Annotated in this window: 22 protein-coding genes; 2 read left to right on the top strand and 20 right to left on the bottom strand. The window is 33.4% G+C overall.

Annotated features, from left to right (window positions below; genetic code table 11):
- Positions 1 to 96 precede the first annotated feature (96 nt).
- From ACFFLS_RS14070 to ACFFLS_RS14015, 12 genes are all read right to left on the bottom strand, one after another.
- Positions 97 to 564, bottom strand: coding sequence for a DUF1440 domain-containing protein (locus ACFFLS_RS14070; protein ID WP_379682222.1), 468 nt, complete (start codon positions 562 to 564; stop codon positions 97 to 99).
- A 27-nt stretch (positions 565 to 591) separates the two neighbouring features.
- Entirely contained in the window at positions 592 to 1101 is a 510-nt protein-coding gene (locus tag ACFFLS_RS14065; RefSeq protein WP_379682221.1) for a DinB family protein, read from the bottom strand.
- Positions 1102 to 1276: 175 nt separating this feature from the next.
- Complete coding sequence (locus tag ACFFLS_RS14060) at positions 1277 to 1486, bottom strand: hypothetical protein (RefSeq protein ID WP_379682220.1); 210 nt, start codon at positions 1484 to 1486, stop codon at positions 1277 to 1279.
- Between the two features lie 12 nt (positions 1487 to 1498).
- A complete protein-coding gene (locus ACFFLS_RS14055; protein WP_379682219.1) occupies positions 1499 to 1879 on the bottom strand; it encodes a DoxX family protein in 381 nt (126 codons plus the stop codon).
- Positions 1880 to 2271: 392 nt separating this feature from the next.
- A complete protein-coding gene (locus ACFFLS_RS14050) occupies positions 2272 to 3003 on the bottom strand; it encodes a GNAT family N-acetyltransferase (protein WP_379682218.1) in 732 nt (243 codons plus the stop codon).
- 73 nt (positions 3004 to 3076) lie between these two features.
- Positions 3077 to 3682, bottom strand: a complete 606-nt coding sequence (locus ACFFLS_RS14045) for a Crp/Fnr family transcriptional regulator (RefSeq protein ID WP_379682217.1) — start codon at positions 3680 to 3682, stop codon at positions 3077 to 3079.
- 262 nt (positions 3683 to 3944) lie between these two features.
- Positions 3945 to 5363: a TolC family protein gene (locus tag ACFFLS_RS14040; protein ID WP_379682216.1), complete on the bottom strand. Its 1419-nt coding sequence runs from the start codon at positions 5361 to 5363 to the stop codon at positions 3945 to 3947.
- 322 nt (positions 5364 to 5685) lie between these two features.
- Positions 5686 to 8850 (bottom strand): efflux RND transporter permease subunit, encoded by a 3165-nt coding sequence (locus ACFFLS_RS14035; protein WP_379682215.1) that lies wholly within the window; start codon positions 8848 to 8850, stop codon positions 5686 to 5688.
- Positions 8851 to 8862: 12 nt separating this feature from the next.
- Positions 8863 to 10080 (bottom strand): efflux RND transporter periplasmic adaptor subunit, encoded by a 1218-nt coding sequence (locus tag ACFFLS_RS14030; protein WP_379682214.1) that lies wholly within the window; start codon positions 10078 to 10080, stop codon positions 8863 to 8865.
- A gap of 248 nt (positions 10081 to 10328) precedes the next feature.
- The gene (locus ACFFLS_RS14025; protein ID WP_379682213.1) at positions 10329 to 10922 is read right to left on the bottom strand and encodes a TetR/AcrR family transcriptional regulator; all 594 of its coding nucleotides are present in this window, start codon (positions 10920 to 10922) and stop codon (positions 10329 to 10331) included.
- Between the two features lie 462 nt (positions 10923 to 11384).
- Positions 11385 to 11684: a type II toxin-antitoxin system RelE/ParE family toxin gene (locus ACFFLS_RS14020; protein ID WP_379682212.1), complete on the bottom strand. Its 300-nt coding sequence runs from the start codon at positions 11682 to 11684 to the stop codon at positions 11385 to 11387.
- Positions 11674 to 11901: a DUF2683 family protein gene (locus tag ACFFLS_RS14015; RefSeq protein WP_379682211.1), complete on the bottom strand. Its 228-nt coding sequence runs from the start codon at positions 11899 to 11901 to the stop codon at positions 11674 to 11676. The genes ACFFLS_RS14020 and ACFFLS_RS14015 overlap by 11 nt, the downstream gene beginning before the upstream one ends.
- Positions 11902 to 12031: 130 nt before the next feature.
- Between ACFFLS_RS14015 and ACFFLS_RS14010 the strand changes: the two genes are divergently transcribed.
- The gene (locus ACFFLS_RS14010) at positions 12032 to 12469 is read left to right on the top strand and encodes a cupin domain-containing protein (protein ID WP_379682210.1); all 438 of its coding nucleotides are present in this window, start codon (positions 12032 to 12034) and stop codon (positions 12467 to 12469) included.
- A gap of 81 nt (positions 12470 to 12550) precedes the next feature.
- Here ACFFLS_RS14010 and ACFFLS_RS14005 read toward each other — a convergent pair whose 3' ends face one another.
- The 3 genes from ACFFLS_RS14005 to ACFFLS_RS13995 all read right to left on the bottom strand — a co-directional run bounded on the left by ACFFLS_RS14005 (position 12551) and on the right by ACFFLS_RS13995 (position 14225).
- Positions 12551 to 13042 (bottom strand): hypothetical protein, encoded by a 492-nt coding sequence (locus ACFFLS_RS14005; protein ID WP_379682209.1) that lies wholly within the window; start codon positions 13040 to 13042, stop codon positions 12551 to 12553.
- Positions 13043 to 13091: 49 nt separating this feature from the next.
- Positions 13092 to 13334, bottom strand: a complete 243-nt coding sequence (locus tag ACFFLS_RS14000) for a hypothetical protein (protein WP_379682208.1) — start codon at positions 13332 to 13334, stop codon at positions 13092 to 13094.
- 237 nt (positions 13335 to 13571) lie between these two features.
- Positions 13572 to 14225: a DUF4253 domain-containing protein gene (locus ACFFLS_RS13995; RefSeq protein WP_379682207.1), complete on the bottom strand. Its 654-nt coding sequence runs from the start codon at positions 14223 to 14225 to the stop codon at positions 13572 to 13574.
- A gap of 374 nt (positions 14226 to 14599) precedes the next feature.
- On the opposite strand from ACFFLS_RS13995, the gene ACFFLS_RS13990 reads away from it, so the two are divergent.
- Positions 14600 to 15148, top strand: coding sequence for a type 1 glutamine amidotransferase domain-containing protein (locus tag ACFFLS_RS13990; RefSeq protein ID WP_379682206.1), 549 nt, complete (start codon positions 14600 to 14602; stop codon positions 15146 to 15148).
- A 298-nt stretch (positions 15149 to 15446) separates the two neighbouring features.
- On the opposite strand, the gene ACFFLS_RS13985 is transcribed toward ACFFLS_RS13990, so the two are convergent.
- The 5 genes from ACFFLS_RS13985 to ACFFLS_RS13965 all read right to left on the bottom strand — a co-directional run bounded on the left by ACFFLS_RS13985 (position 15447) and on the right by ACFFLS_RS13965 (position 24775).
- On the bottom strand, positions 15447 to 15764 hold the full coding sequence (locus ACFFLS_RS13985; protein WP_379682205.1) for a GIY-YIG nuclease family protein: 318 nt from the start codon (positions 15762 to 15764) through the stop codon (positions 15447 to 15449).
- Positions 15765 to 16118: 354 nt separating this feature from the next.
- On the bottom strand, positions 16119 to 16658 hold the full coding sequence (locus ACFFLS_RS13980) for a hypothetical protein (RefSeq protein WP_379682204.1): 540 nt from the start codon (positions 16656 to 16658) through the stop codon (positions 16119 to 16121).
- A 9-nt stretch (positions 16659 to 16667) separates the two neighbouring features.
- On the bottom strand, positions 16668 to 19907 hold the full coding sequence (locus ACFFLS_RS13975) for a DEAD/DEAH box helicase (protein ID WP_379682203.1): 3240 nt from the start codon (positions 19905 to 19907) through the stop codon (positions 16668 to 16670).
- A 263-nt stretch (positions 19908 to 20170) separates the two neighbouring features.
- Positions 20171 to 21259 carry an efflux RND transporter periplasmic adaptor subunit gene (locus tag ACFFLS_RS13970; RefSeq protein ID WP_379682202.1) on the bottom strand — a complete coding sequence of 363 codons (1089 nt, stop codon included), beginning with the start codon at positions 21257 to 21259 and terminating at the stop codon, positions 20171 to 20173.
- A gap of 225 nt (positions 21260 to 21484) precedes the next feature.
- Complete coding sequence (locus tag ACFFLS_RS13965; RefSeq protein ID WP_379682201.1) at positions 21485 to 24775, bottom strand: efflux RND transporter permease subunit; 3291 nt, start codon at positions 24773 to 24775, stop codon at positions 21485 to 21487.
- Between the last annotated feature and the right edge of the window lie 9 nt (positions 24776 to 24784).

Genomic DNA, 24784 nt, shown 5'->3' with positions numbered 1-24784 from the left:
GTGTTTCGGTATTATTTATGTTAAAAAAACACGGTTTTGCAATAAATGCTATTTGTAAGAATTAGAGAAATGAGAAATTCATGATTTTTTAAGATTTTAATACCATTTTGCGTAGTATTTCCTCGTGATAAAAGCAATAGGCATCCCGACACAACAAATAATAATCAATATAGAGAGCAGAAGAGGAAAATCGAGCTTTTTTTCTGGAAGCACCGGAAAAGCAAGCGGGAGCACAATAAGGTTCATAATAATCCAAACAAAAATACCGTATAAAATTCCAGAAAGAACTGTGTTTATTTTGAAAAAAGGAATGTACGGAAATATCTTAAAGTAAAACCACGCAAATATAAATGCAATTAGAAAGTGAAGGCATAAACCATAAACGGCCATTTCTGAACCGCCTGTATAAGCTTCTTTTTTGAAAATACCGCTAGCAACAGACTGCAGGATTTTTTCGGCAGTAGTTTTATGAAGGATTACTGCATAAACTAAAATTGCAGCTGTAATATCTAAAGTGCCGGCTACTAAACCAGATGAAACAATGGTTTTTGCTTTTGATCTCATAAAAAATGGTTTTTGGTTAAATGCGAATTATTTTTTCTTGAGAGTTTCATAAATCGATTGTAACTGATGTGTATGTCTTTGTGTATGCACAATTGCAAAGTGAAGCCATTCGTAGATAGTGAAATTTTCAAAACCAGGAATTTTTGCATCCAGACAAGTCAGTGTTAAATCGTATGTTTCGGCAGCTTCAAACAAATCATTTTGGATTTTTGTTATAGAAATGGCCAAAAGTTTTTTGTCATAAACAATTTCGGGAGGTTTTATATTCTCGGGAGATTGGTATTTGGTATTGAAATCTAAAAAGATGGTATCTAGTTGTTTGATATTTTCATCAGGTTTTCGTGTGGTTTTTTCGGTTTTTCCAGCAAATAACATCGGAATACCGGAACTTGCCAAAATTATATGCTGTACTGTTTGCCCGCCAGTCCAGCTTCCTTCAAAGGGAACCTCATTAATTTCTTCCTGTGTAAATGAGGAAAGAATATCATTCAGCTTACTATAGGTTTCTAAAATAGTATTTTGGACTGCACTTTTCATCTTATTTAATTTAGAAATTAGAGAATTAACAATAAATGCAAAGCTTAGGATTTGAAGAAACCCGCAATGTATCTTTGTTAAATTAAATTTATAGAATTACAGGAATGATAGTATTTCAAATATACGATAAAAAAAATAAAATACTATAAATGAGTATTTTGTGTGTTTTTGAAGTTTAAGGAAGGACTTCACAAATATACCCATGAAAATTTAGAATGGAAATGATTTTTGTGTTCGAAATTTCGTTGGCATGCACACGCAGAATTTTGTCACAATCTTCTAAATCAAAATTAATTGAGCTGTTGGGATAATGCTCAAGAAGTTTTTCAATGATAATCTTACATTGAGATTCTTCCTGAACATTGGTTTTGAAAACTTCAATCATAAAGTTTTGCTATTAGAGAGCGATGTTTTTGTAACGCTGTATTTTATGATAGGTAACATAAGATATAACTAGGATTCCTAGAACAATCAAAGGAAAAATGGTCTGAAAATCAAATCCGTCTACAGCGAAGTGACTTATAGAAGCGAAAATAAAATCAAAGGCGAATCCGGCATAAGCCCATTCTTTTACTCGTGCAGGAACTTGGGGAATAATCAAGGCCAAAACGCCAAGAATTTTAAAAACAACTAAGGCATTTCCGAAATATTCAGGATAACCAAGATGTTTGATTCCTTCTTTAGCCAATTCGGTCTGAGAAGTCAGTGCCGGCATTACTCCTTCAAAAAGGAAAATCAGAATAGTGGTAGTCCAGAAAATAATTTTGGTAGTTTTCATTTGGTATTTGTTTAAATGATTATTAGTTAATGTATTACAAATCTACTAATGTTCTTTCGGTTACAAATACATATTTGGGACTATTTTAGGGGCATTTAAGACAAGATTGTTTTTTGAGAGGTTCAAAGATGCAAAGTGACAAAGGTTCAGAGTTTTTTTTTTAGTTCGTCTATTACAGTATATCATCCTAGAGGAAAGAAGGATTTCCGTAAGTAGCTCTGCAAAGTGATAAATAAAGTTATCACAACAGTTTGTCATTTCGACTGAAAGGAGAAATCACACTAGAAATTCTACACAGTAATTTGCCAATTGTTGTCGATTTACTAGTGTGATTTCTCCTTTCAGTCGAAATGACAAAAACAATGGAATTTGGGATTTTTTAAATTTGAAATTTATACCAGTTGGTAATTTGTAATCGTAAACAAATCCTCAAAACCCAATTGAGTATAAATACCTTTTCCTAAGGCTGAAGCTTGTAATTGTGCATATTCACATTCTGCATCAATCGCTTCGTTAATTGCAAATTTCATGATTTCTTCGGCGAAGCCTCTTTTGCGCATTTCTGGAATAACGCCGACACCGTGAATTCCCATTGTTTTTTCGGTCTGGAAAAGAGTAAGCGTTCCAATTGGTTTTCCTTCAAAATGAACCAAGTAAAACTTCACATCTTCATAATTATGAACCAAAGTTTCTTTACTGATTACATAACTAAAAGATAACGGATAAATATCTGACCAAGTTTTGGCATCTTCCTCACTTAAAACTCTTTTAAAACTAAGATTGTTTTGAAGCGGAAATTTTTCTCCAAGTTTTAGCGCCATTGCTACAAGCTGAATTCGAATATTAAAGCCGTTTTTTTCAAAAAAAGATTTTGAATTACTTCCAAAAATATCCCAATACGGAACCACCAAGCCGGGATTTTTTTCGATGGTATCGAGAATTTCAGTAAGATTTTCTTCCGTAATATCTTCACGAAACCATAATCTATTTGGCCAGCCTGAGTTTTTGATTTGAGAGAATTCTAAAAAATCGGCTTTATAATAGGAAAGGAGAGGAGTTGCAACGGTTTTCCAAAGCGTTGTAAGATTGTCAATATTGTCTTTAATAAGATTTATAGAGTTCATTATAAATGGCGAGTTTGAATTATAAAAACAAAGGTAAATTGAGTTTTTCAGAAAAGCCTTTACATATGTTGATTTACATTTTTTTTTCCAAACTTTTTCTGATTCGGCTTAATTGTGTTGGTGTAATGCCTAAATGTGACGCAATATGTAATAACGGAACACGCTCTGCAATATCAGGATGTTTTTCCAGAAGTTTTAGGTATCGTTCTGTTGCATTTTGCATTACTAAAGCCACTTCTCTTTGTTCTTTTTCGATAATCCAATTTTTCTCTAAATGAGCAATGTAGAAATTTTTAAGATCGTCGTTTTGGTAGATCAGTTCCATGTATTTTTTATAGTTGATGTTGATTACAATCGAATCTTCCAAAGCTTCAATTGTAAAATTAGAAGGAGTTTGGAGCATCAACGAAACTTTAGAACCCGCAAAATAATTTTCAAGAAAAAGATTTTTGTTATAGAAATTTCCTTCTTCGTCTGTGATAAAAGCCCTTAAAATGCCTTTTGCAATAAAATGAAGATTTTTAGCAACTTCGCCGTTTTCTAATAGTTTTTCACCTTTTTTAAGAGTTTGGAAATGGGTGGTGCTTTCTATCTGTTTCCAAGACTGATCAGAAAGCGGGTAATAACTTTCGATGGTTTGTTTTAGGTTGTTGAGGTATATTTCTTTATTGAAAGTCATATATTGGTTTGGTTTTGCCACGAAGGCACGAAGGCACAAAGTTTACTGCCACGAATTTCACGAATTTTCACGAATTATTTTTATAATTATTTCAAGAAAGAAAAAGAAATTAGTGAAAATTCGTGGCAAACTAAAAAACTTAGCGTCTTAGTGCCTTAGTGGCAAATAAAAACAAAAAACTAAAAAACGCCATGAAACCAAAAATGGCTTCACAGCGTTTTCCTCTCAAAAAATAAATAATTAACGGGTAATGTAATAGGTATTATTTCCAGCCTCCGCCGAGAGCGCGGTACAAGTCTGTATTGGCTGTAAGTTGTTGTCTTTTTAAGTCGGCAAGTTCCAATTCGCTTTGCAGTAAATTCGCTTGCGCAGTTAAAACTTCAAGATATTCTGCCATACCGTTTTTAAATAACAAATTCGAATTTTTAATTGCCAACTGTAGTGTTTTTACTTTTTCTTTCAAGAAAGTTTCCTGCAATTGTAATTTTTCTACTTTAACCAAAGCATCCGAAACTTCGCTTACCGCAACCAAAACGGATTGTCTAAAACTTAAGACCGCTTTTTCTCTTTCCGCGACAGCGATATTATATTGCGTTCTTACTCTTTTGTTGTTCAGAATTGGCTGTGTTAAGCCTCCTGCAACAGTTCCGAAAAGAGAAGCCGGAATAGTAAACCAGCTGCTCGTTTCGAAAGAGTTTAAACCACCTTGAGCCGTAATTCTAAGAGCTGGGTATAAATCCGCTTTTGTGATACCGACATTGGCATTGGCTACTTTAAGTGCCAATTCAGCGCTTTTTACATCTGGCCTTCTGCTTACTAATGAAGACGGAATTCCAATCGCTGGATTGCTTTTTATTTCAATTGAATTTAAAAGAATGGTTCTTTGTTTTGAATTTGGGAATGAACCTGTCAAAACACTCAAAGCATTTTCCTGAATAGCAATGTTTTGTTCCAATAAAGGAATCAATTGTTCTGAGTTTAATTTTTGTGCTTCAGACTGCTGAATCGCTAATGTAGTTACCTGACCAGCATCGTATTTTAACTTGATAATGTTAGTCGTACTGTCATTTAATTTCAAGTTTTGCTGTGCGATTTTCAACTGAGCGTCAAGCATCAAAAGATTGTAATATCCTCTTGAAACATTGGCCACAATATTGGTCTGCAATGCTTTTTTTACTTCTTCAGATTGAAGATATCCTGCAAAAGCTCCTTTCTTTTGGTTTCTAATCTTTCCCCAAATATCAGCCTCCCAAGAAAGTGAAGCTCCAGCAGAATAATCATCAATATGTTTTGCACCTAATGCCTGATTCAAGTTCATTCCTGTAAAACTATTGTCAGAAGGATTGCTTGTACTGGCATTTATAAATAAATTAACCTGAGGAACATTTCCCCATTTTGATTGTGTGAATCTGTATTGCGCAATTTCGATGTTTTTTTGTGCAATAAGCAGATCGTTATTTCTAGCAACCGCGCTGTCGATTAACTGAACAATATCTTTTTCTGTAAAGAATTTTTTCCACTCGATATCGGCAATACTTGTCGTATCACTCGAAACCGATGCACTCCTGAAATTCTCAGGAAATGCATCTTTTGGAGTTTCAATATCCTTAGAAACTTTACAGGATATTATAGTCGTGATCAGAATGGCGAAGGTCACGATTTTGGTTATATAATTTTTCATTTAGTTTTTTATTAAATTTTTTATCCGTTGGATGTAGTTTTTTTAAACACATAGAAACATAGTTTGTAGTGGCTTTAAAAAAGGCGTTTCACTAGTTTAAATGCACATAGTTTAGCTATGTGTAGAAACTTGTTTCTTTTAGTCTCTTTTTTTCGCATAAAAAATCTATATCTCTATGTATTAAAATATTTTTCATCCCAAAGGCCTAAATCTCTGTACAAGTATCTTTTCTAGTTTCAAGATCTTTCGAGATTCTGTATGATATATATCCGATGCCAAATAGTATGGCTCCGAGAATAATTGTGATATAGTTTTCCATATTTTATTTTTCTTCGTTATGAATGACAGCGATTGGTTTGCCGCTGAATTTTTCTTGTAAATATTGGAATACGATGAATAAAACCGGAATAATGAATAATCCTAAAATTACTCCCGAAATCATTCCGCCCGCAGCTCCAATACTGATAGAGTGATTTCCTTGAGCCGATGGTCCTTTGGCGCTCATCATTGGCACTAAACCAACGATAAAGGCTAGAGAAGTCATGATAATTGGTCTTAGACGTAATTTTGCAGCATCTATAGAAGCTTTTACTAATGCCATACCTGATTTTCGTTTTTGTACCGCAAATTCCACAATCAAAATGGCGTTTTTAGCGAGTAATCCGATCAGCATGACAAGTGCAACTTGTACATAAATGTTGTTTTCGATTCCAGTTAAACCAATTGCCACAAATACTCCAAAAATACCTGCAGGGATTGACAAGATAACTGCTAGAGGAAGGATATAACTCTCATACTGTGCAGCAAGTAGGAAATAAATGAATATCAAACACAGTAAGAAAATTGTAGCCGACTGCCCTCCAGAAGAAATCTCTTCACGCGTTTGGCCCGAGAATTCAAACCCGTAACCTGCAGGTAATTGTTGTGCTGCTACTTCTTCAATTGCTTTAATGGCATCTCCAGAACTAAATCCAGGTTTCGGAATGGCATTAATCGAAATTGAATTAAATAAATTGTATCTGGAAGCGGTTTCAGAACCATAAATACGAGTTAGTTTCACTAAAGTATTTATTGGCACCATTTCGCCTGTTTTGTTTTTTACAAAGACTCTGTCAATGGCAGTTGGATCGGCTCTGTCTTCGATATCAGCCTGAACTACAACTCGGTAATATTTACCAAATCGGTTGAAATCAGATGCCTGCGCACTACCGAAATAAGCCTGCATCGTTTGTAAAATGTCTTTTACATTAACACCCAATTGATTTGCTTTTTCATCGTTAACTTCCAATTGCAATTGTGGATAATCGGCTTTGAAAGAGGTGAAGGCCACTGCAATCTCTGGACGTTTCATTAATTCACCGATAAAGTTTTGAGAAATACCACTGAATTTATCCAGTTTTCCTCCCGTTTTATCTTGAAGAACTAAATCTAAAGCCTCAACGTTACTAAATCCAGGAACCGTTGGGAAACTGAATACGAAGAAACTTCCGCCAGAAATACTGCCCAGTTTACCACGAACCTGATTCATGATTTCGTCAATATTTTTCACTTCGCCACGTTCTTCGTTTGGTTTAAGCAATACGAAAACTACGGCTGAAGACGGACTTGTTGAATTTGTTAATAAGTTAAAACCAGAAATCGCGGTTACGAATCTTGAAGCATCTAAACCTCTTAAAGTATTTTCAGCTTCGGTCATTACTTTTTGAGTTCCGTCAAGCGAAGTTCCAGATGGTGTATTTACAGCAATTGCAATAAATCCTTGATCTTCTGTTGGAATAAATCCTGCAGGCGTAGTTTTTACTAATAAAACAGTTGCTAAAGTAATTGCAGCCAATCCGCCTAAACTCAACCATTTTTTTCTGATTAAGAATTTCAATCCGCCAACATAACAATTTGTAAGCGATTCAAAACTGCTGTTAAAAGCCGTAAAGAATTTTTCCTTAAATCCTTTTTTCTCATAAGGCGCATTTGCATCATGAGCTGAATGATTGTCTTTCAAAAATAATGCAGCAAGAGCAGGACTCAAAGTCAAGGCATTAACAGCCGAAATTACAATTGCAATTGCCATCGTAAAGGCAAACTGACGATAGAAAACTCCTGTTGAGCCTTCCATAAAACCAACCGGCAGGAATACAGCAGCCATTACCAGCGTAATCGAGATAATAGCACCCGTTATTTCGTGCATTGCTTCATGCGTGGCGATTTTTGGAGACAAACGTTTGTGCTCCATTTTCGCATGCACCGCTTCGACTACCACAATGGCATCATCGACCACAATACCAATCGCCAGAATTAATGCGAAAAGCGTTAAAAGGTTGATCGAAAATCCGAATAACTGCATGAAGAAGAACGTTCCTAAAATTGCTACAGGTACAGCAATAGCCGGGATTAATGTTGATCTAAAATCTTGCAAGAAGATAAATACCACAATAAATACCAGTATAAAAGCTTCTAATAATGTATGTTCAACTTGTTCGATAGATTGATCAAGAGAAACTTTTGTACTGTAAAATATATTGTGTTTAATACCTTTTGGAAAATCTTTAGAAGCCTTTTCCATCATTTTATTGATTGCAATCTGAATATCATTCGAGTTAGAACCCGCTAACTGAATCACACCAATTACAATTCCTTTTTTACCATTTAAACGAGTTAAACTGTTGTAAGAGTAAGCACCCAATTCAACTCTCGCCACATCTTTTAAACGAAGAACAGAACCATCTGAATTAGAACGTATAGCAATATTTTGATAATCTTCTGGTTTAGTAAGTTTTCCTTTGTATTTAATAACGTATTCAAAAACTTCTTTACTTCGCTCTCCAAATTTCCCTGGAGCCGCTTCCAAACTTTTGTCTTGAATTGCACCCATAACTTCACTTGGCGTAACATTATGAGTTGCCATTTGTGTAGGGTTTAACCAAACACGCATAGAATAATCTTTTACACCACCAAAAATACTGGCAGAACCAACTCCGGGAATACGTTTTAATTCCGGAATAATATTAATCTGTGCATAGTTTGCAACAAAGGTTTGGTCGTATTTTGCTTCATCTTCGGTATACATACCAATGGCCATGATGAAAGAGTTCTGTTGTTTTGCTGTGATAACACCTTGCTGAACAACCTCTGCTGGTAATTGGCTAGTTGCTTGTGCCACACGGTTTTGTACGTTTACCGCAGCCTGATCGGCATCTGTTCCTAATTTAAAGAAAACAGTAATAGCCAAAGTACCATCGTTGCTGGCAGTAGAACTCATATAAGTCATGTTTTCTACACCATTTATAGACTCTTCCAGAGAAGGCGCCACAGAACGTAAAACCGTTTCTGCGTTGGCTCCCGGATATACCGCCGTTACCAAAACCGATGGAGGCGCAATATCAGGAAACTGTTGTAAAGGCAGTTTTGTTAAACCCAATACTCCCAGAATCACCAACAAAATGGAAATTACGGTTGCCAGTACAGGTCTTTGTATAAATATTTTGAACATTGTGTTTTAGAATTATTTTTGATTAGTTACTTCGGCAACTTTAGTTGATTTTTCAGGTTGAATCGCTTGTCCGTCCTGAAGCTTGTCAATACCGCTTAATACGATTTGGTCGCCTGTTTTTACACCTTCTTTAATTAAATAATTAGTACCGCTTTTACCCACAACTGTAATAGGCATTTTGGTTACTTTGTTGTCTTTGCCTACCGTGAAAACAAATATTTTGTCCTGCATTTCAACTGTAGCCGATTGAGGTACCAAAATCGCATCATCGTGATTTAATCCTAAACGGATTCTTCCTGTGTTTCCAGAACGTAAAGTTCCGTTTGTGTTTGGGAAAGTTGCTCTAAGCGTGATTGCACCAGTAGTTTTATCAAACTGACCGTCAACCATATCGATTTTTCCAGTTTTTGGATAATCAGTATTATCAGCTAGAATCAAGTTAACTGGAGGCAGTTTTTTGATTTTATCTCCTAAAGAATTTCCAGCGTATTTTGATTTAAAGTTGATGAAATCCGTTTCACTTAAAGAGAAATAAGCAAATACTTCATGAACATCTGAAAGAGTAGTTAAAGGCTCAATATCTGAAGCAGAAACCAAACTTCCTTGTTTTTTAGGCAGTCTTCCAATATAACCGCTAACTGGAGCTGTTACATTCGTATATCCTAAGTTGATTTTAGCAGAACCAACCATCGCTTTTGCCTGTTCTATATTCGCTGTTGCGATTTTCTGAGAAGCTTTAGCAGTTTTCAATTGATAATCAGAAACTACTTTGTTTTGTACAAGCGGAGCCAATTTATCTACTTCTAAGTTTGCGTTGATTAAAGCCGCTTCAGCTGCATGAAGACTAGCCAAAGCATTGTTTAACTGCTCGCGGAACGGACGCTCATTAATTTTAAATAAAGTCTGTCCTTTGCTTACATAAGCTCCTTCGTCAACAAAAATTCTGTCAAGGTTGCCACTTACTTGTGGACGAATTTCAACGTCAACAGTTCCTTGTATAGAAGCAGGATATTCATTATCTGTAGTAGTGTTTGCACTTGTGATAGCCAAAACTGGTAAAACTGGTGGAGGTGGAGCAGTAGGCGCCTGATTTTTATCGGCACAGCTGCTTAGTACTAATGCCAGAATAAAACTGGTTATAATTACATTTTTCATTTTCATTTTGGTTTTAATTGGTTGAACATTTTCTCGGGTAAAAATTGTTTGAATTCTAGAATTCTCGGGATTCATATTTAATTGAATTAAATTATCTAACGTTGTTAAGTAAATGTGCGCAAATTTTCATACAGCAATCCTTTCCAATTTTATTTAAAATCAGTATTAAAATATTTAACAGTGTTAAGTAAAAGTCTAAAAAAAGAGCTTTTATTACCTTTATTAAATTTTCTAACAGTGTTAAGCGAAAGTTCTAAAAAAAAGGATTTTGTATTATCCTGTTTAAATCATTTTACACTGTTAAGTAAAATTGAAAATTTTTTTTATTGTATAGATTTGATGATACCACCAATGGCATCCTTCAAAATCTGAGCATTAATTGTTTCTAAAATATCACTTTTATTAATGATGTTGATGGCGATTAAACCATGAATAACAGAAAAGAAAGTGAAGTACTTTTGCTTTATGATATCTTGACTCGGATTGCTGTCTTTCATTACTTCAGCAATTACGTGAGTGAATAATTTGTAAGGTCCCTCTTGAGCTGAACATCGTTGTGCACAGCAAGTCATTTGGACACCAAACATCAGTTGATACATTTCAGTATTAGTAAAAGCGAAGTCCCAGTAAGTCATCCACATGGCTTCCAATTGATCTTCGGGTTTTTTAAACTTGTCTATTGCAGCTTGTAGCTCTTTAGTCAGTTTAACGAAACCTTTGCCTGTCAGTTCTTCTAAAATAGCTTCTTTATTCGAGAAATATTCATAAATAATAGGAGCAGTATATTCGATTCTGTCGGCAATTTTACGCATACTCAAACCATTCCAGCCTTCATCTTTTACGATATCATAAGCAGCGCCAAGAATATTATTTCTTGTCTCTTCTTTTTGTCTTAAAATTCGATCTTTGCTAGCCATTGTATTCAAGTATTAAATCGTTTAACACTGTTAGGCAAATGTATGGCGGATTTTCGAATTACAAAATATTTTTATCATAATATTTTCTTATCGTGCCATAGATTAATTGAAAAGGCTTGATTTTACTGATATTTTTACTTTTAATATTTTTCAGGAGCAGCACATTTTTCGGTTTTTAAGAACGTTTTGTCCTGCTCTTCACTATATTCCCGATTTAGAAAAACTGCGCTAAAAAGCTTTGTTTTTCTAAATCGGGAGATGCCGTTTCGATCGGGGCTAGGAGTGAACGTATCTTTTTCTTAAGAACTTTGACAGTTTCAAATTTTGACAAAGTTTATTATGAAGGATTATCATTGGTAAAATTCCAGAAGAATGGAATATTTATAGATCATTCGATTACCAATAGAGAAAATGCTCCAGAGAAGCAACATCGTATTCACCATAAATTTTAATTGATAATTTTTATTTCACAGGATATTTTTCGGGATTCTGCGAAGTATGAAAAACAGCATTTAAAAATACAGTTTTCGATAATTCATCAACGATGAAAAATGCGATGTACGGAAATTTTTTAAAAGGAAGATAGCGGTAGTTGTTATCGTGAAATTGATAAAATGGATTTATTTGTAGCGCTTTATAAACTTTTTTATAATCATTAAGAAAGTCTAAGGCTACTTTTTTACTAACTTTTAAGATGTAATATTCAACTGCCTCTTCGATGTTTTTTAATGCAATTGGCGAAACAGTAATCTTATAATTCATACTTCTTTTTTAAATCAGTATAAATAGCTTCAGCATCTTTGTAATTGCTTTTGTCCGAATTAAGCTGACTGTCTAAAATTTCTTGTTGTTCAGAAGATAATTCGTAAGGTTTTACATTTGCAATTTCAAATTTTATCTTTAATGCTTTCATAAAAGCTTTTACAGCTTCAATTTGCGAAGCATCTTCTGTATACGCTGTGATATTGATTGCTTTCATGGTGTTTAAAGTTTACTAAAGTTGATAAACAAAGTTAAGACAAAAGTCTAATCTTCATGTTAATGATTATAATTTATTTTATAAAACCTATTTATGAACTTCAATTTTTTCGTAACATTACAATAAAAAAATGAACGCACTAACTAGCATCAAAACCACATTTGCTGTTTTATTTTTCCAACAAATAGCTTTCGCTCAGGAAACAAAAAAAGAAACCGCATCACCTCAATATACAATCGAAAACTGTGTCAATCATTTTGAATTGAAGAAAGCCACCAAAACCAAAGTAGGTTATCAATATTGGTTTGGCAACAAAAACTTCACTCAAGAAAATACACTAAAAATGAGTATCGTTGAACCTAGAAAATCAACACACGCGCCACATCATCATCCAGAAGAAGAATTCTTTTATATTCTAGAAGGTTCAGCTTCTTTTTTCTTAGATGGTAAAACCGTTGTCGTGGGGCCAAATACAAGTTTATACTGCCCGCCAAATGCCGAGCATGGAATAAGCAATGCCGGAAATACTGATTTGAAATATCTGGTTATTAAGAAAGATTTGAGGTAAATAAATAGAAAGGCAAGCGATTGAACTTTGCCTTTCTTTATTAATTTTAAAAAGATTATTATTTCTTACTAAGATTTATCTTTATTCTAAATTGATTTTTAGTTCTTTCGTTTTTTGTGCAATTTCTTTAGCAAAATATTTTTGCAATTCATCTATATTAACGTAAGTGTCATCACTAAGAGAAGGATTAATTCTAAGGACTTTTATGCCTGGATTTTTTTGCGAAAGAAATAGAAAACCATCCAATACCATTTGGTTTCCGAGAACGACACCTCCAGTTGACTCTAAAACTTTATCCTTTGAAGTAAACATAGGAATAAACTCGACATTTTTTTCGTCAATGTAACTCTGAAAATTAACATCATTAGTTTTAGGATTAGTTCCTTTTTTGTTTAGCAATACAACAATCTTATTTTCGAAAATTACTCTAAATTTTTCTAAGTCGTTTTCTGAGGTTTCTTCTTTCGCCGTACTTACTTCTATTTCTGGAATATCCTTATTTAAAGGCTCTTTTTTATTTTCTCCGCAGGATATAACGAAAATTGAAGTTAATAATAACAATGATTTTTTCATTTTTAGCTTGGTTTAAAATACTTGGTTATTAAAAAAGATTTGAGGTAATTTATTTCTCGTTTTTAGGGTTATAATTTATAAAAAGACATTTGAATTTGTCTTTTAATGTCAATAGATGAATGGTGTCTTCTTCATACTTTAAAATTTTATATTTTGAATCGCACAATTCTAAAATACTGTCCTTTTCAACATATTTCCATTTACAATCTTTTACTTGGCCATCAATAAATATATGTTTTTGGCCATTTGAAATATACCGATTTTCAAAATCTCCATTGGGATGAAATTTCATGTAAAAAATTATTCTCGAATTCGGATTTAATTTATGATTGTTAATATAAGACCACTTTTTATCTGGATTAATAAGTAAATTTTCAAATTCACTTTTTTGACATGACGTGAAGAGTAAGATGATAGTTATAAAAAAAATATTTTTAATCATTTTCAGTTTTGAGTTTGAAAGTACACGCAAAGACAAATAATGTTTGTATTATTTTTGCGAATAAGGATTTAGAAAAACGATTTTTTGCTAATCCCACCATAGCCATAATCCGTGCATTTCTTGAATGGCTGGTTTTAGATTTTCTAGAGAACCAACGCCTTGATCGACAGAATCTGGACAGAACTTATAAACTTCTTTTGAAAAAGCATCCAAGTCAGCTGGAAGTTTGTCAAACTCGATATGAACCCAGTCTCTCCCGCAGCCAATCACTACTAAACCGTATTTTGATTTCCATTCAGAGATTTTTTCTACTATAGCAGTATTCTCCAAACCATAGTTTATTCCATCAGTTCTTCTGTATTTAAGAATGTCCAAATCATCTGTTCCTTTAATCACAGCAACCCCTTTTTTGCTATCATCTCCTTCAAATACAAAAACTAAATAACCACTGTCTCTGAATTTACTTTTAAGTTTTTTGACAATTTCTACAGCCTTATCTTCCGTAGTTTCTGAATAAGATCCGTCGTAAAACTTATCACTAAGAATTTCTCCCGTTTCCTGATCTATTGCAGGTAATTTTTTTAAATCGTTTTGAGTAAGATCTTTTAATTCTTTCAGTAAATCTGCTTCGGAGTTGGTACTTTTTTCTGTTTTAGATTCCGTTTCTGGTTGATTGTTTTTTTTGTCGCAATTAGATAATAAAAAGAGTCCGAGAGCCGCAATTAGTAATTTTTGTTTCATGCTGATTTTTTAGTTAACAAGTTCTGGTATTGGTAATCTTTTTCAAATATATTCAAATCTTCTTACAAATAAGGATTGGTTTTTATTTTTGAAGGAAAACAAAAAAGCACCTTCGAAATACTATTTCAAAGATGGAAATATTTTTTTCAGTTTTTAAAATGCTCAACAATGACTTCCTTAGTTTTTATCCTATAAAATAGTAACCTAAATGGATATCAATTTTATATAATTTTAGTTTAATTTTTAATAAAAACCTGTATTTCAATTAATTAACTTTTATTAAAGAAAGGTTTAACATCGTCTGTTTCCAATGGCTATCTGAAATAAGTAATTTTAGGTAAATCAAATTAATAACATTTTAAAAAATTAAAATCATGAAAAAGAATATAGCCATATTAGCCACAAACGGTTTTGAAGAATCAGAATTAGCATCTCCTAAAGCCTATCTAGAAGAACAAGGTTGGAATGCCGATATCGTCAGTTTGAAATCAGGAACTATCAAAGCTTGGAAAGACGGTAATTGGAGCAACGAATACAATGTTGATGTTGTATTAGATCAGGCAAATGAAGCAGATTACGATGCTTTGGTTTTGCCTGGAGGAGTTATAAATCCTGATTTATTAAGAAGAGAAGAAGCGGCAGTAGATTTTGTACGTTCCTTTTTTGAAAGTAAAAAACCGGTAGCCGCTATTTGTCATGGACCTCAAATTCTGGTCGATGCCGATGTTTTAGATGGTCGAAAAGTAACTTCGTTCTTCTCTGTTAAAAACGATTTAAAAAATGCCGGAGCACAATGGGAAGACTCAGAAGTAGTCGTTGACAACGGATTAGTAACCAGCCGAAACCCGAACGATTTACCCGCTTTTAATAAAAAAATGGTGGAAGAAATTAAAGAAGGAATACACGAGCGTCAGAGAGTCTAAAATTTCTTTTTAGATTTATCAAATTATAAAAAATGCAAGATCAATTTTGGTCTTGCATTTTTTTATTATGGAATTTTTAATCCAGTTTGTCATTTCGACCGGAGGGAGAAATCACACTCGAGAATCGACAAAGATTGGCGACATACTTTGCGAAGTTTCTAGTGTGATTTTGCTTCGCCTGTTCGCTATCGCTCGAGTCTCCTTAATTCGAAGATGACAAGATGGTGTGTATAAGTTTAGCTTGTCATTTCAACCGAAAGCAGTAATCACATAAGATTATCGACAAAGATTTGAAAACTCATTCAAAATGGAAATTAAGAAATTCGAAGGTTTCATTAAAATTCTTTATTAATTCAATTTTTTTATCTCTTCGCCATTTCTTCAGTTCTTTTTCTCGTGCGATTGCTTCCTGTATCCATGTGAATTTTTCGTAAAAAACTAAAAACTGAATATTATATTTTGCAGCAAAACTGCTAATATTTAAGTCGATGTTTTCCTTATGTTTTGCAAGTCTTTGTTTTAAATTATTGGTAACTCCGATATAAAAGGAAGAGCGATGTTCATTCGTTATAATGTAAACATAATAACTGTGAAAGCCAATTTGTGGATTTAGCATTTTCTTTTTTTTGTGCGAATATACATGTTTTTTTTATGATTTGTCATTTCGACCGAAGGGAGAAATCACACGCGTATATCGACAAAGATTGGTGATATACTTTGCGGAGTTGCTAGTGTGATTTCTCCTTACGTCGAAATGACAAACTGAGCCTTATACTGTAAACTCAAGTAAATTGCATTTTAGCTCTCGGCGTAATGCGACAACACGAAACCCTCCAAATAGGACTAACCAATTTTGATGACAATTAGTATTGGCTCAATGAATTGGCGGAGATTTTGAATCCTTATTTGAGTTAGGAGTAAGGTTTATAAAATGGAAAAACCTCGATTTTTTAGGATCGAGGTTTTTAATTTATTGTTTACCAATCAGTGGATTTATTTTATTTCTTAATTGATTTTCTATGACAGGAATTATAGCGTCATAATTTGTTAATTGAAGATTTATTACACTAATTCTAAAAGTTTCTTGTTTCATATTTTCTCTTGCTAAAAGTTTCATGGCAAAAGTTGTTTTACCTAACTCTTTATAAATATGGCCATGTAATCTAGTTTTAATGTTTTTTGATTTTCCAATGTATAATGGAATCCATTCTTTTAATTCATTATGAGCTTTTATTCTTTTCAATTTAAAATTTGGAGTAAACTTTTTTAAATAGCTTTTGTCTTCCCATCTAAATTTAAAATCATTAACCCATTCTTCAAACAATTCAAAATTCTGATTATTTCTAACTTCTATTAAATAAAGCCCTGAATGCGTTAAATTACTCCATGGAATATTTTCTAATTTTTCGTTCAATTCAAATTGACATATTTCTTTAAAATGAAGTTCATTTGCAAATGCTTTAATTAAATCAAGTTGTTTGGTTATTTCTGTATCAACTATTCGTATCATTTTTTAAGTTTAAATTTCAGATCCTATTACTTTTAACTTTAGCCCAGCTGTAATATTTAAATGATTAGCTGTAACATATAATAGTTTGAGAACATTTTCAGAAACATCATTTTTATTTATTCCAGGTTGAACTAGAAAAATTTGAATTTCTAAAGGTTTTTTTCTCATACTGTTACACACTTCATCGATTAGATCTAAATCGCCTTTTAAAATTCTTGTTTTATTTATTAGTTTCTTCAAATTCTCTCTTCTATTGAAATGCTCTTTAAAAAATTTATAATCTTTATACTTCCAATTAATAGATTTTTGAACTTGTCCACATATTTGATATAAATTTAAATTTTCTAGATTGTTAGTTGGAATAGCTACAGCTTGATTTCTCCCTTTAGTGACAAATTTAATATGATATAAATTCAAACAGACTTTATCAGGATCATCTCTCAGTAAGACTAAATCTGCCATTTCATTTCTATCATCATCATTAAAAATCACATCCCAATTTTCATTTTTTAAAGATTCATATAATTTGTATTGAATAGAGTCTTTTACAAAACTAGCTTTATCAAACCCCATCGATTCTTTTGATAGATCTACGCCTTCCCAAAGAAATGGTATAATTTCATTCTTTGGAAAATCTAAAATTTCTTCATTGTATTTTATATAGCGATTCCCATAAAGTATAGAATTTTCTATAAAACCTATCTGAGGAGGATAATCTCCATTAAAATAACTAAGTAAAGTTTTTGATTCTTGTGTTCCTTTTATTATTAAAACATCTAATGTTGAAATTTTTTCTATTTTAAATCCACTTGCATTTATTACTAATTTAAAACTAATTATATCCTTTGCAGTTAATAAATCAAATAGTATATCTCCTGTTTCACTTGGATTTTTAATTTGTAATTCACAATCCCATAAATTAAATGTGACACCTGAAATCTTTATTAGATACTTTTTATCGATCTCTTTATAAAAAAGAGGATTCCAATCAATAAAATATGGTATTGACTCTGGTCTTGTTTCTATAATTTTGGGTTCTAGAGTATCTAGCACTTCATTAGGATCTATATCTGGATCAATTAATTTATCTCCTACACTTGAACACCAATTTGTAAGTTCTTTTAGATTACCTCTTAAATATGACCAGATTTTACCTTTAGTTGAAGCTCCAAAAGAAACTTTATCTCCATTTTCAAATCCAACTCCAAAAATATTATTCTTAATACCAGCATTTAATTCAGCTTTTGTTATAGCAGATTGTAAATTACTGCCAAAGTAAGATTGAAAACTCTTATCTTTTCCTGGAGTCATTCTCATGCCAACGTTAAATAACAACAACCTCTTTACGTTGTAAAACACCTTAAATACATCAATTTCTGAAATTTTTCTATATCCTTCAACAAAAACTTTATCAACTAAATAATTAAAACTTTCTTTTTTAACTGATGAATGGATAAAAAGCAAATTATTTTTGGCCTCATAATGAATTACCATTAAATGCCAGTCAAAATTTTGAAATTCACTAAAACTTCCCCACTCAACATTAAACTCTTTACCTAATAAAATAACCAAAGTTCTTTCTTCTTCATTATATGAAATGAACCTGTGTTTGTATTCAGGAAAATCTTCTTTTGTAATTACATTTAATTTCTGAAAGACATTTTTCGAATTTTTATAAACTAATGTACTAAAAGCAGGATTTATGTTTTGAAATGGAATATCCGATTCTTCTATATTATTAAATCCCGCTAAAAACTCACTAAAATCAATCTGATCTTGAGTTGCAATTTGGCTTAAATCTGGCAAGATAGTATTCCAATTAGATTCCTTATTATAAAGCAAATCTATACCTTCTTCAATTCCTTCTTGTCTTAAATTAGCAATAAACGAAGCATTCCCTAATTTAATTGAATTACTTACTCTTGTAAATCTTCCAATAAACTGAAGGGTAATAGGCAGACTTTTTCTTATATCATGTAATGCTGCAATTTTTAATTCAGGTAAGTCAAAACCTTCTCCAAGCATATCAACACAAACTATTATTTTATGTTTTCCCTTTTTTATATTTTCTAGAATAAATTGTCTGTTTAAAACATTCGAATGGATTACAACGGGATTAAACTCAGTATAATTTTCATATAATTTAAATACTTCATCAGCTCTTAAATTGGTTCTACATCTTGCCATGAGAAAATGATCCAAGTTTTTAATATCTCTATCCTCTTTTAATTTGTCGATAGCTTTTAAAGCAATTTCTTTATCAGCAATCGCTCTATCATATTCTCTAACCGGTATAAAATCGATTTTTTGAAAATAACCTTGCTCTTGTGCATCTTTCATAGAAAAATTATAAATAAATTTTCCTGAAAGACGCTCTCCATCGTATCTAAATGGTGTAGCTGTAAATTGTATTACCTTTCCTTTATCAAAATATCCAATTACTCTGCTCCACTGTTTTGCTTTTGCATGGTGTGCTTCGTCAACAAATAAATGTGAACATAGACCAGCAATAATTTCAATATATTCATTTGGTATATTTGAAATTAAATTCATTGTAGATATAATAACATTTGATTTTTCAAAAAAATCTTTTAAATCTTCTATTTTTTTTATTCCTGTATCTAATATTCCAACTTTTGGATATAATGCAGATTTAGAAACAATACCAAACTTTTTTAAGATACCTAGTGAAATAAATTTTTCAGAAAGCTGACCACGCAAAGAATCAGAAGGTACTATAACGAGAAGTTTTTTGCATCTATTAGCTATTAATACAGAAAGCATGGTTTCTGTCTTTCCTGTTCCAGTTGGCAATACAACAATACCAGCTTCTTTCGAATTTGTAAAATGCCCTAAAATATTATGTATGGCTCCTAATTGTGGTTTTCGCAACCCTTCTCCGCTAGCTTTAGAGTTGCTATCACTTTTATAAACAAAGCTATCTTTCCAGGAATCAATTATTATATTTGGATCGGTTTCATTTATATCAGGATGTTTTAACCATTTTTTTATAACAATTTTTTCAGTTGTAGGAGCTCCATTTGACAATAAAATATAGTCAGTTTTATCTGGATATATTTTCTTGTTTCCAGTGATGCAATATTTATGATTGTTATAATTGAATGTGATGTAACTTCTGTTCTTTTCATCTATAACAACTTCGATTTCCCTTTCAACATCTTTTAAATTGATTATAGAGTTATTATGAATTTTGGTTTTTTCTCTTAATTCGGGTAAAATTATTTTCATAATGGTTTATTTAGTTAAAGGCTATAAATTTAATTAGATCATTTACTGTGTTTTTACGGAAAACCATAATTGGTTTAAAAAATCATCGAGAAACAATTTTAAAGATAATTAGAATAAAAAAAGCAAGTGTTTTTACCTGATTTTTTTCCAAAAAAAAACAGCCCTCCAAATAAATAGAGGGCCGTTAGGGCAAATTTAAAAATTTGCATTCCTAAGAATGCGTACAGTAATTGGTAATCACTAAAATGAAGGCTAAACGCAGGTTATTCGTTTATGACATCGCCTTCCTTAGTTTCTTCGCTGGCAATTTTAACTAGTTTATCTTGTGGGTTTAAATCACCAAATATTTCGATTTTGTCGTCGATTTCTCTTCCTTTTTTAATGTCAACTCTTGTGGCTTTGTGGTTTACTACTTTTACTACATACAAACCTTCTGCAGAATTCACTACCGCAGATTTTGGTACTACAAAAGTGCTGTCTTTCGCGTTAAGCGGTAACAAAACTTCGGCAACCATTCCAGGTAATAGGTTTGCTTTGGTGTTGTGAACGTCCATTTCAACTCTTTCAGAACGAAGTTTTAAATCTAAAGCGCCAGACATTCTGGTAATTTTAGCTTTAAAATTATCTGGAAGCGATTTTACATTAAAAGTCATTTCGTCGCCTGGATGTAAATAACCAGTATACAATTCTGGAACCGAAACCGCCAAACGTAATTTAGATTGCTCCTGAATCGTCAATAAAGGCAAATCTGAACCTTTTCCTGCCGGGCCAACAAAGGTTCCTAAATTGACATTTCTAGCGGCTACAACTCCGTCAAAAGGCGCGCGAATTTCTAAGTAACCTCTCATAATCGAGATTTCTTTATGTGCCGCGATTGCTGCTTGATATTGTGCGTAATCAGAATTTTTCTTTCCGTTCGCCATTTCTAAATCGTTTTTAGAAATGGTTCCTTCAACCTTGCTGGTTTCGTACAAACGGTTATAAGTGCTTTTGCTGGTTGTGTAAATCGCTTCCATCGCTTTTAATCTCGATTCGGCTGCTGCCAATTGTGAACTGATTTCTGGTGCTTCTAAGACAATCAAAAGTTGTCCTTTTTTTACTTTAGAACCAATATCTACTTTTAAGGTTTTTACGAAACTGCTCACTTTGGCATACAAATCAACTTGTTGAAAACCGGTTAATTCTGCTGGCAAACGCAATTCTGTAGTCAGTTTTTCTTTCGCTAAAGCGAAAGTTTCCACTTTAGGTTCGATTTCTGGTTTAACAACTTCTTCTTTTTTAGAATTACAGCTGTTAAGGAAAAATAATGCTGCAAAAAACAGCGTGCTATATTTTATGATTTTAGTGTTCATTTTTTGGTTTTATATAATGAATATGTTTTTAACTCTTTGCGAGTAATTATTTTAACACATAGAAACATAGCTTTTCTTTGTGCATAAAAGGCGTTTCACTTTTTTTAATAAACATAGCTATGTGTGAAAACTAGTTTTTTCTTTTACCTTTTTATTTAAAATTAAAATCTATGTTTCTATGTGTTTAAAAAATAGTTACATTCAACGAGTTAAGACTTTCTGACTTTATGACTTTCCAACTTTCGACTTACTTATCGATGAGATATAATGGATGCTTTCTTCGTCTTCAGGATCTAAAGAAACCGATCTTGTCGATGTTTTTTCTTGTGCCCACGCAAATATCTGAGGCAGGATCAATAATACGGCAAAAGTAGAAAATAATAGTCCACCAATAACCGCTCTTCCTAACGGAGAAACTTGATCGCCTCCTTCGCCGTGCCCAATCGCCATTGGCAACATACCTGCAATCATCGCAACCGAAGTCATGACAATCGGACGAAGACGCAATGCAGCCGCTTCACGAGCCGATTCTAACGCATTTCCGTTTATTTTACGCAATTGTTCGGCATTAGTCACCAAAAGTACGGCATTGGCAATAGAAACCCCGACCGACATGATGATTCCCATATACGATTGTAAATTCAAGGTTGAACCTGTAATTGTTAGCATTAATAAAGCGCCTAAAACTACTGCAGGAACTGTCGTTAAAATTACCAACGAAACTTTGAACGATTGGAAATTAGCGGCCAACATTAAGAAGATTACGAAAACGGCAACCAATAATCCGGTTTGCAAACTGCTTAATGTTTCGGTCAGTACAGTACTTAGTCCGATTGGCGTTATAAACAAACCACGTGGCAATTCGCCCAAAGAACTAATTGTTTTGCTCACATCTTTTGAAGCCGTTCCTAAATCGGTCTGGTTGATGTTGGCAGTAACGGTAATGTACGGCATGGCCCCTAAATTGTCATTTTCACCACTTACAAAGCTTGGTGTAATTTTGGCAACGTCACTTAAAACAGGACGAAGCGAGTTTTTCAATACCGGAATTTCCCCAATATCGGTTTTACTTTTCATTTTATTCAAAGGAACCTGAACCTGTACAGAATACGATAATCCTGCTTTTTCATCTACCCAGTTGTTTTTTTCGGTATAACGTGAAGATGAAGTTGAGGCTACAAGCGAACGCGAAATGTCATTCATATCTACTCCCAATTCGGCTGCTCTTGTTCTATCAATATCGATATTCATAGCCGGATAATGAATTGGCTGTCCAATCTGCACGTCTCTGAAATACGAAATTCCTTTTAATTTCTCTACAATTTGAGTCGCGTACAATTCATTTCGTTTTTTATCTTTTCCGGCAACACGAATTTCAATTGGAGTAGGCGAGCCCTGACTTAAAACTTTATCTGTCAACTCAATCGGTTCAAAAGAAACTTTGGTGTCTGGCAAGACTTTTTTAATTCTGGCACGTAAGTCATCTTTAAATTCGTCCATATCAGCGTGATAATCTTTCAAACTTACCTGAAAAACCGCTTCATGAGAACCTGCCATGAACAAATAAATCGGGTTGATTGAGAATAGAGAAGGGTGTTGCCCTACATATACAGACGAAATTCCGATATGTTCTTTTCCGACTTTGTTCTCAATTTCTTTTAAAACTTTAATGGCTTGTTCCTCTGTTCTTTCTAAACGAGTTCCTTCTGCAGCACGCATTCGCAACTGAAACTGACTCGAATTAGTTTTCGGGAAAACGTCTTTTCCAATAAAAGAAATCAAAACGATGGCTAAAAATGTAGCGGAAACCAAATAAATAATACTAGTCGCCTTTTTATGTACAAACAATCGGTCTAAAGTTCGCATGAAACGATTTCTGAATCGTTCAAAAGCACTTACTTTTCCATCGTTGTTAAAATCTTCTCTTTCGACCATACCCTTTTTCTGGCTAATTAAATTTTGCTCAGATTCAGGCGTTAGGCCGCAGTCGTTAAATTCGGCTTCATCATCTGTAATTTCAGGACCATGTTCGTGTTTTTCATGTCCTTTCATCATCCAGTTGGCCATTACAGGCACAAAAGTCTGTGATAATAAAAATGAAATCACCATCGAAAATCCAATTGCTAAAGCCAAAGGCAAGAATAACGCTCCCGGAATACCAACCATGGTAAACGCTGGCGCAAATACCGCTAGAATACAAAGTAAGATCAATAATTTAGGCAACGCAATTTCCTGACAGGCATCCCAAATGGCAAGGGCTTTTGGTTTTCCCATATCGAGATGCTGGTGAATGTTTTCGATGGTTACGGTACTTTCGTCGACCAAAATACCAATTGCCAAAGCCAAGCCTGATAAAGACATTAAGTTAATTGTCTGTCCGAATAATTTCAGGAATAAAACCCCAGAAATAATCGAAATCGGAATCGTCATAATTACAATTAAAGCTGCACGACGGTCGCCAAGGAAAAGCATTACCATTAATCCGGTTAAAACCGCACCGATGATTCCCTCAGTGATCAAACTTTTAACCGAGTTGATTACATAAACAGATTGGTCAAATTCATAAGATAATTTTACGTCTTCTGGAAGCGTACTTTGAATTTTTGGCAATTCAGATTTTAATTTCTGAACCACATCCCAAGTCGAAGCATCTCCCGCTTTTGCAATACTGATGTAAACCGAACGTTTTCCGTTTACCAAAGCATAACCTGCCGTAATATCGGCACCGTCTTTTACAGACGCAACATCGCCCAATTTTAAGTTCTGAACACCGCCTTTGAAAATCGGAATTTGTTCGAAATCTTTAACTTCTTTAATCGTATTATTGGTTGGCGTAATATAGTTTTTGTCGCCCATACGAACGTTTCCAGATGGCGCAGTCTGATTGTTTAAACGAATCGCTTCTACAATCTGATCGGGAGTCATGTTGTGCGAACGCAATAAATCTGGATCTACGTTAATCTCGATTGTTCTTGGGCTTCCGCCGAAAGGCGCTGGAGATAATAAACCAGGAATGGAAGTAAACGAAGCACGAACATAAACGTTGGCTAAATCCTGTAATTCGTTATTTGAACGTATTTTACTGCTCAAAACCAATTGTCCAATTGGAAGAGAAGAAGCGTCAAAACGAATGATAAACGGTGGCTGTGTTCCTGGTGGAAAAACCGCTTGGATTCTGTTTGAAAGGGCACTTAACTCGGCAGCGGCCTGAGCCATGTTTGTTCCTTCGTAATAGGTTAATTTCATAATCATTAACCCTTGAATATTTTTAGTCTCTACCGATTTGATACCGTTCGAGAAAGGCAAAACGTTTACGTAGTTTTTGGCAAAATAAGCCTCCATTTGGTCTGGCGTATAACCTCCAAACGGGTGCGCGATATAGATAACTGGCAAATTCATTTTTGGTAAAATATCTACCTTAATGTCTTTGATGGCACCGATTCCGAAGAAAAATAGACCCGCAACCAGTACTAAAATGGAAATGGGTTTGCGGAGTGCAAAACGTATTAAATTCATTAGGATTTA

Source organism: Flavobacterium procerum (assembly GCF_042431625.1).
GTDB classification, from domain to species: Bacteria; Bacteroidota; Bacteroidia; order Flavobacteriales; family Flavobacteriaceae; genus Flavobacterium; species Flavobacterium procerum.
Note: the sequence above shows the minus strand (reverse complement) of the source record. Positions and strands in the feature narration are given on the sequence as shown.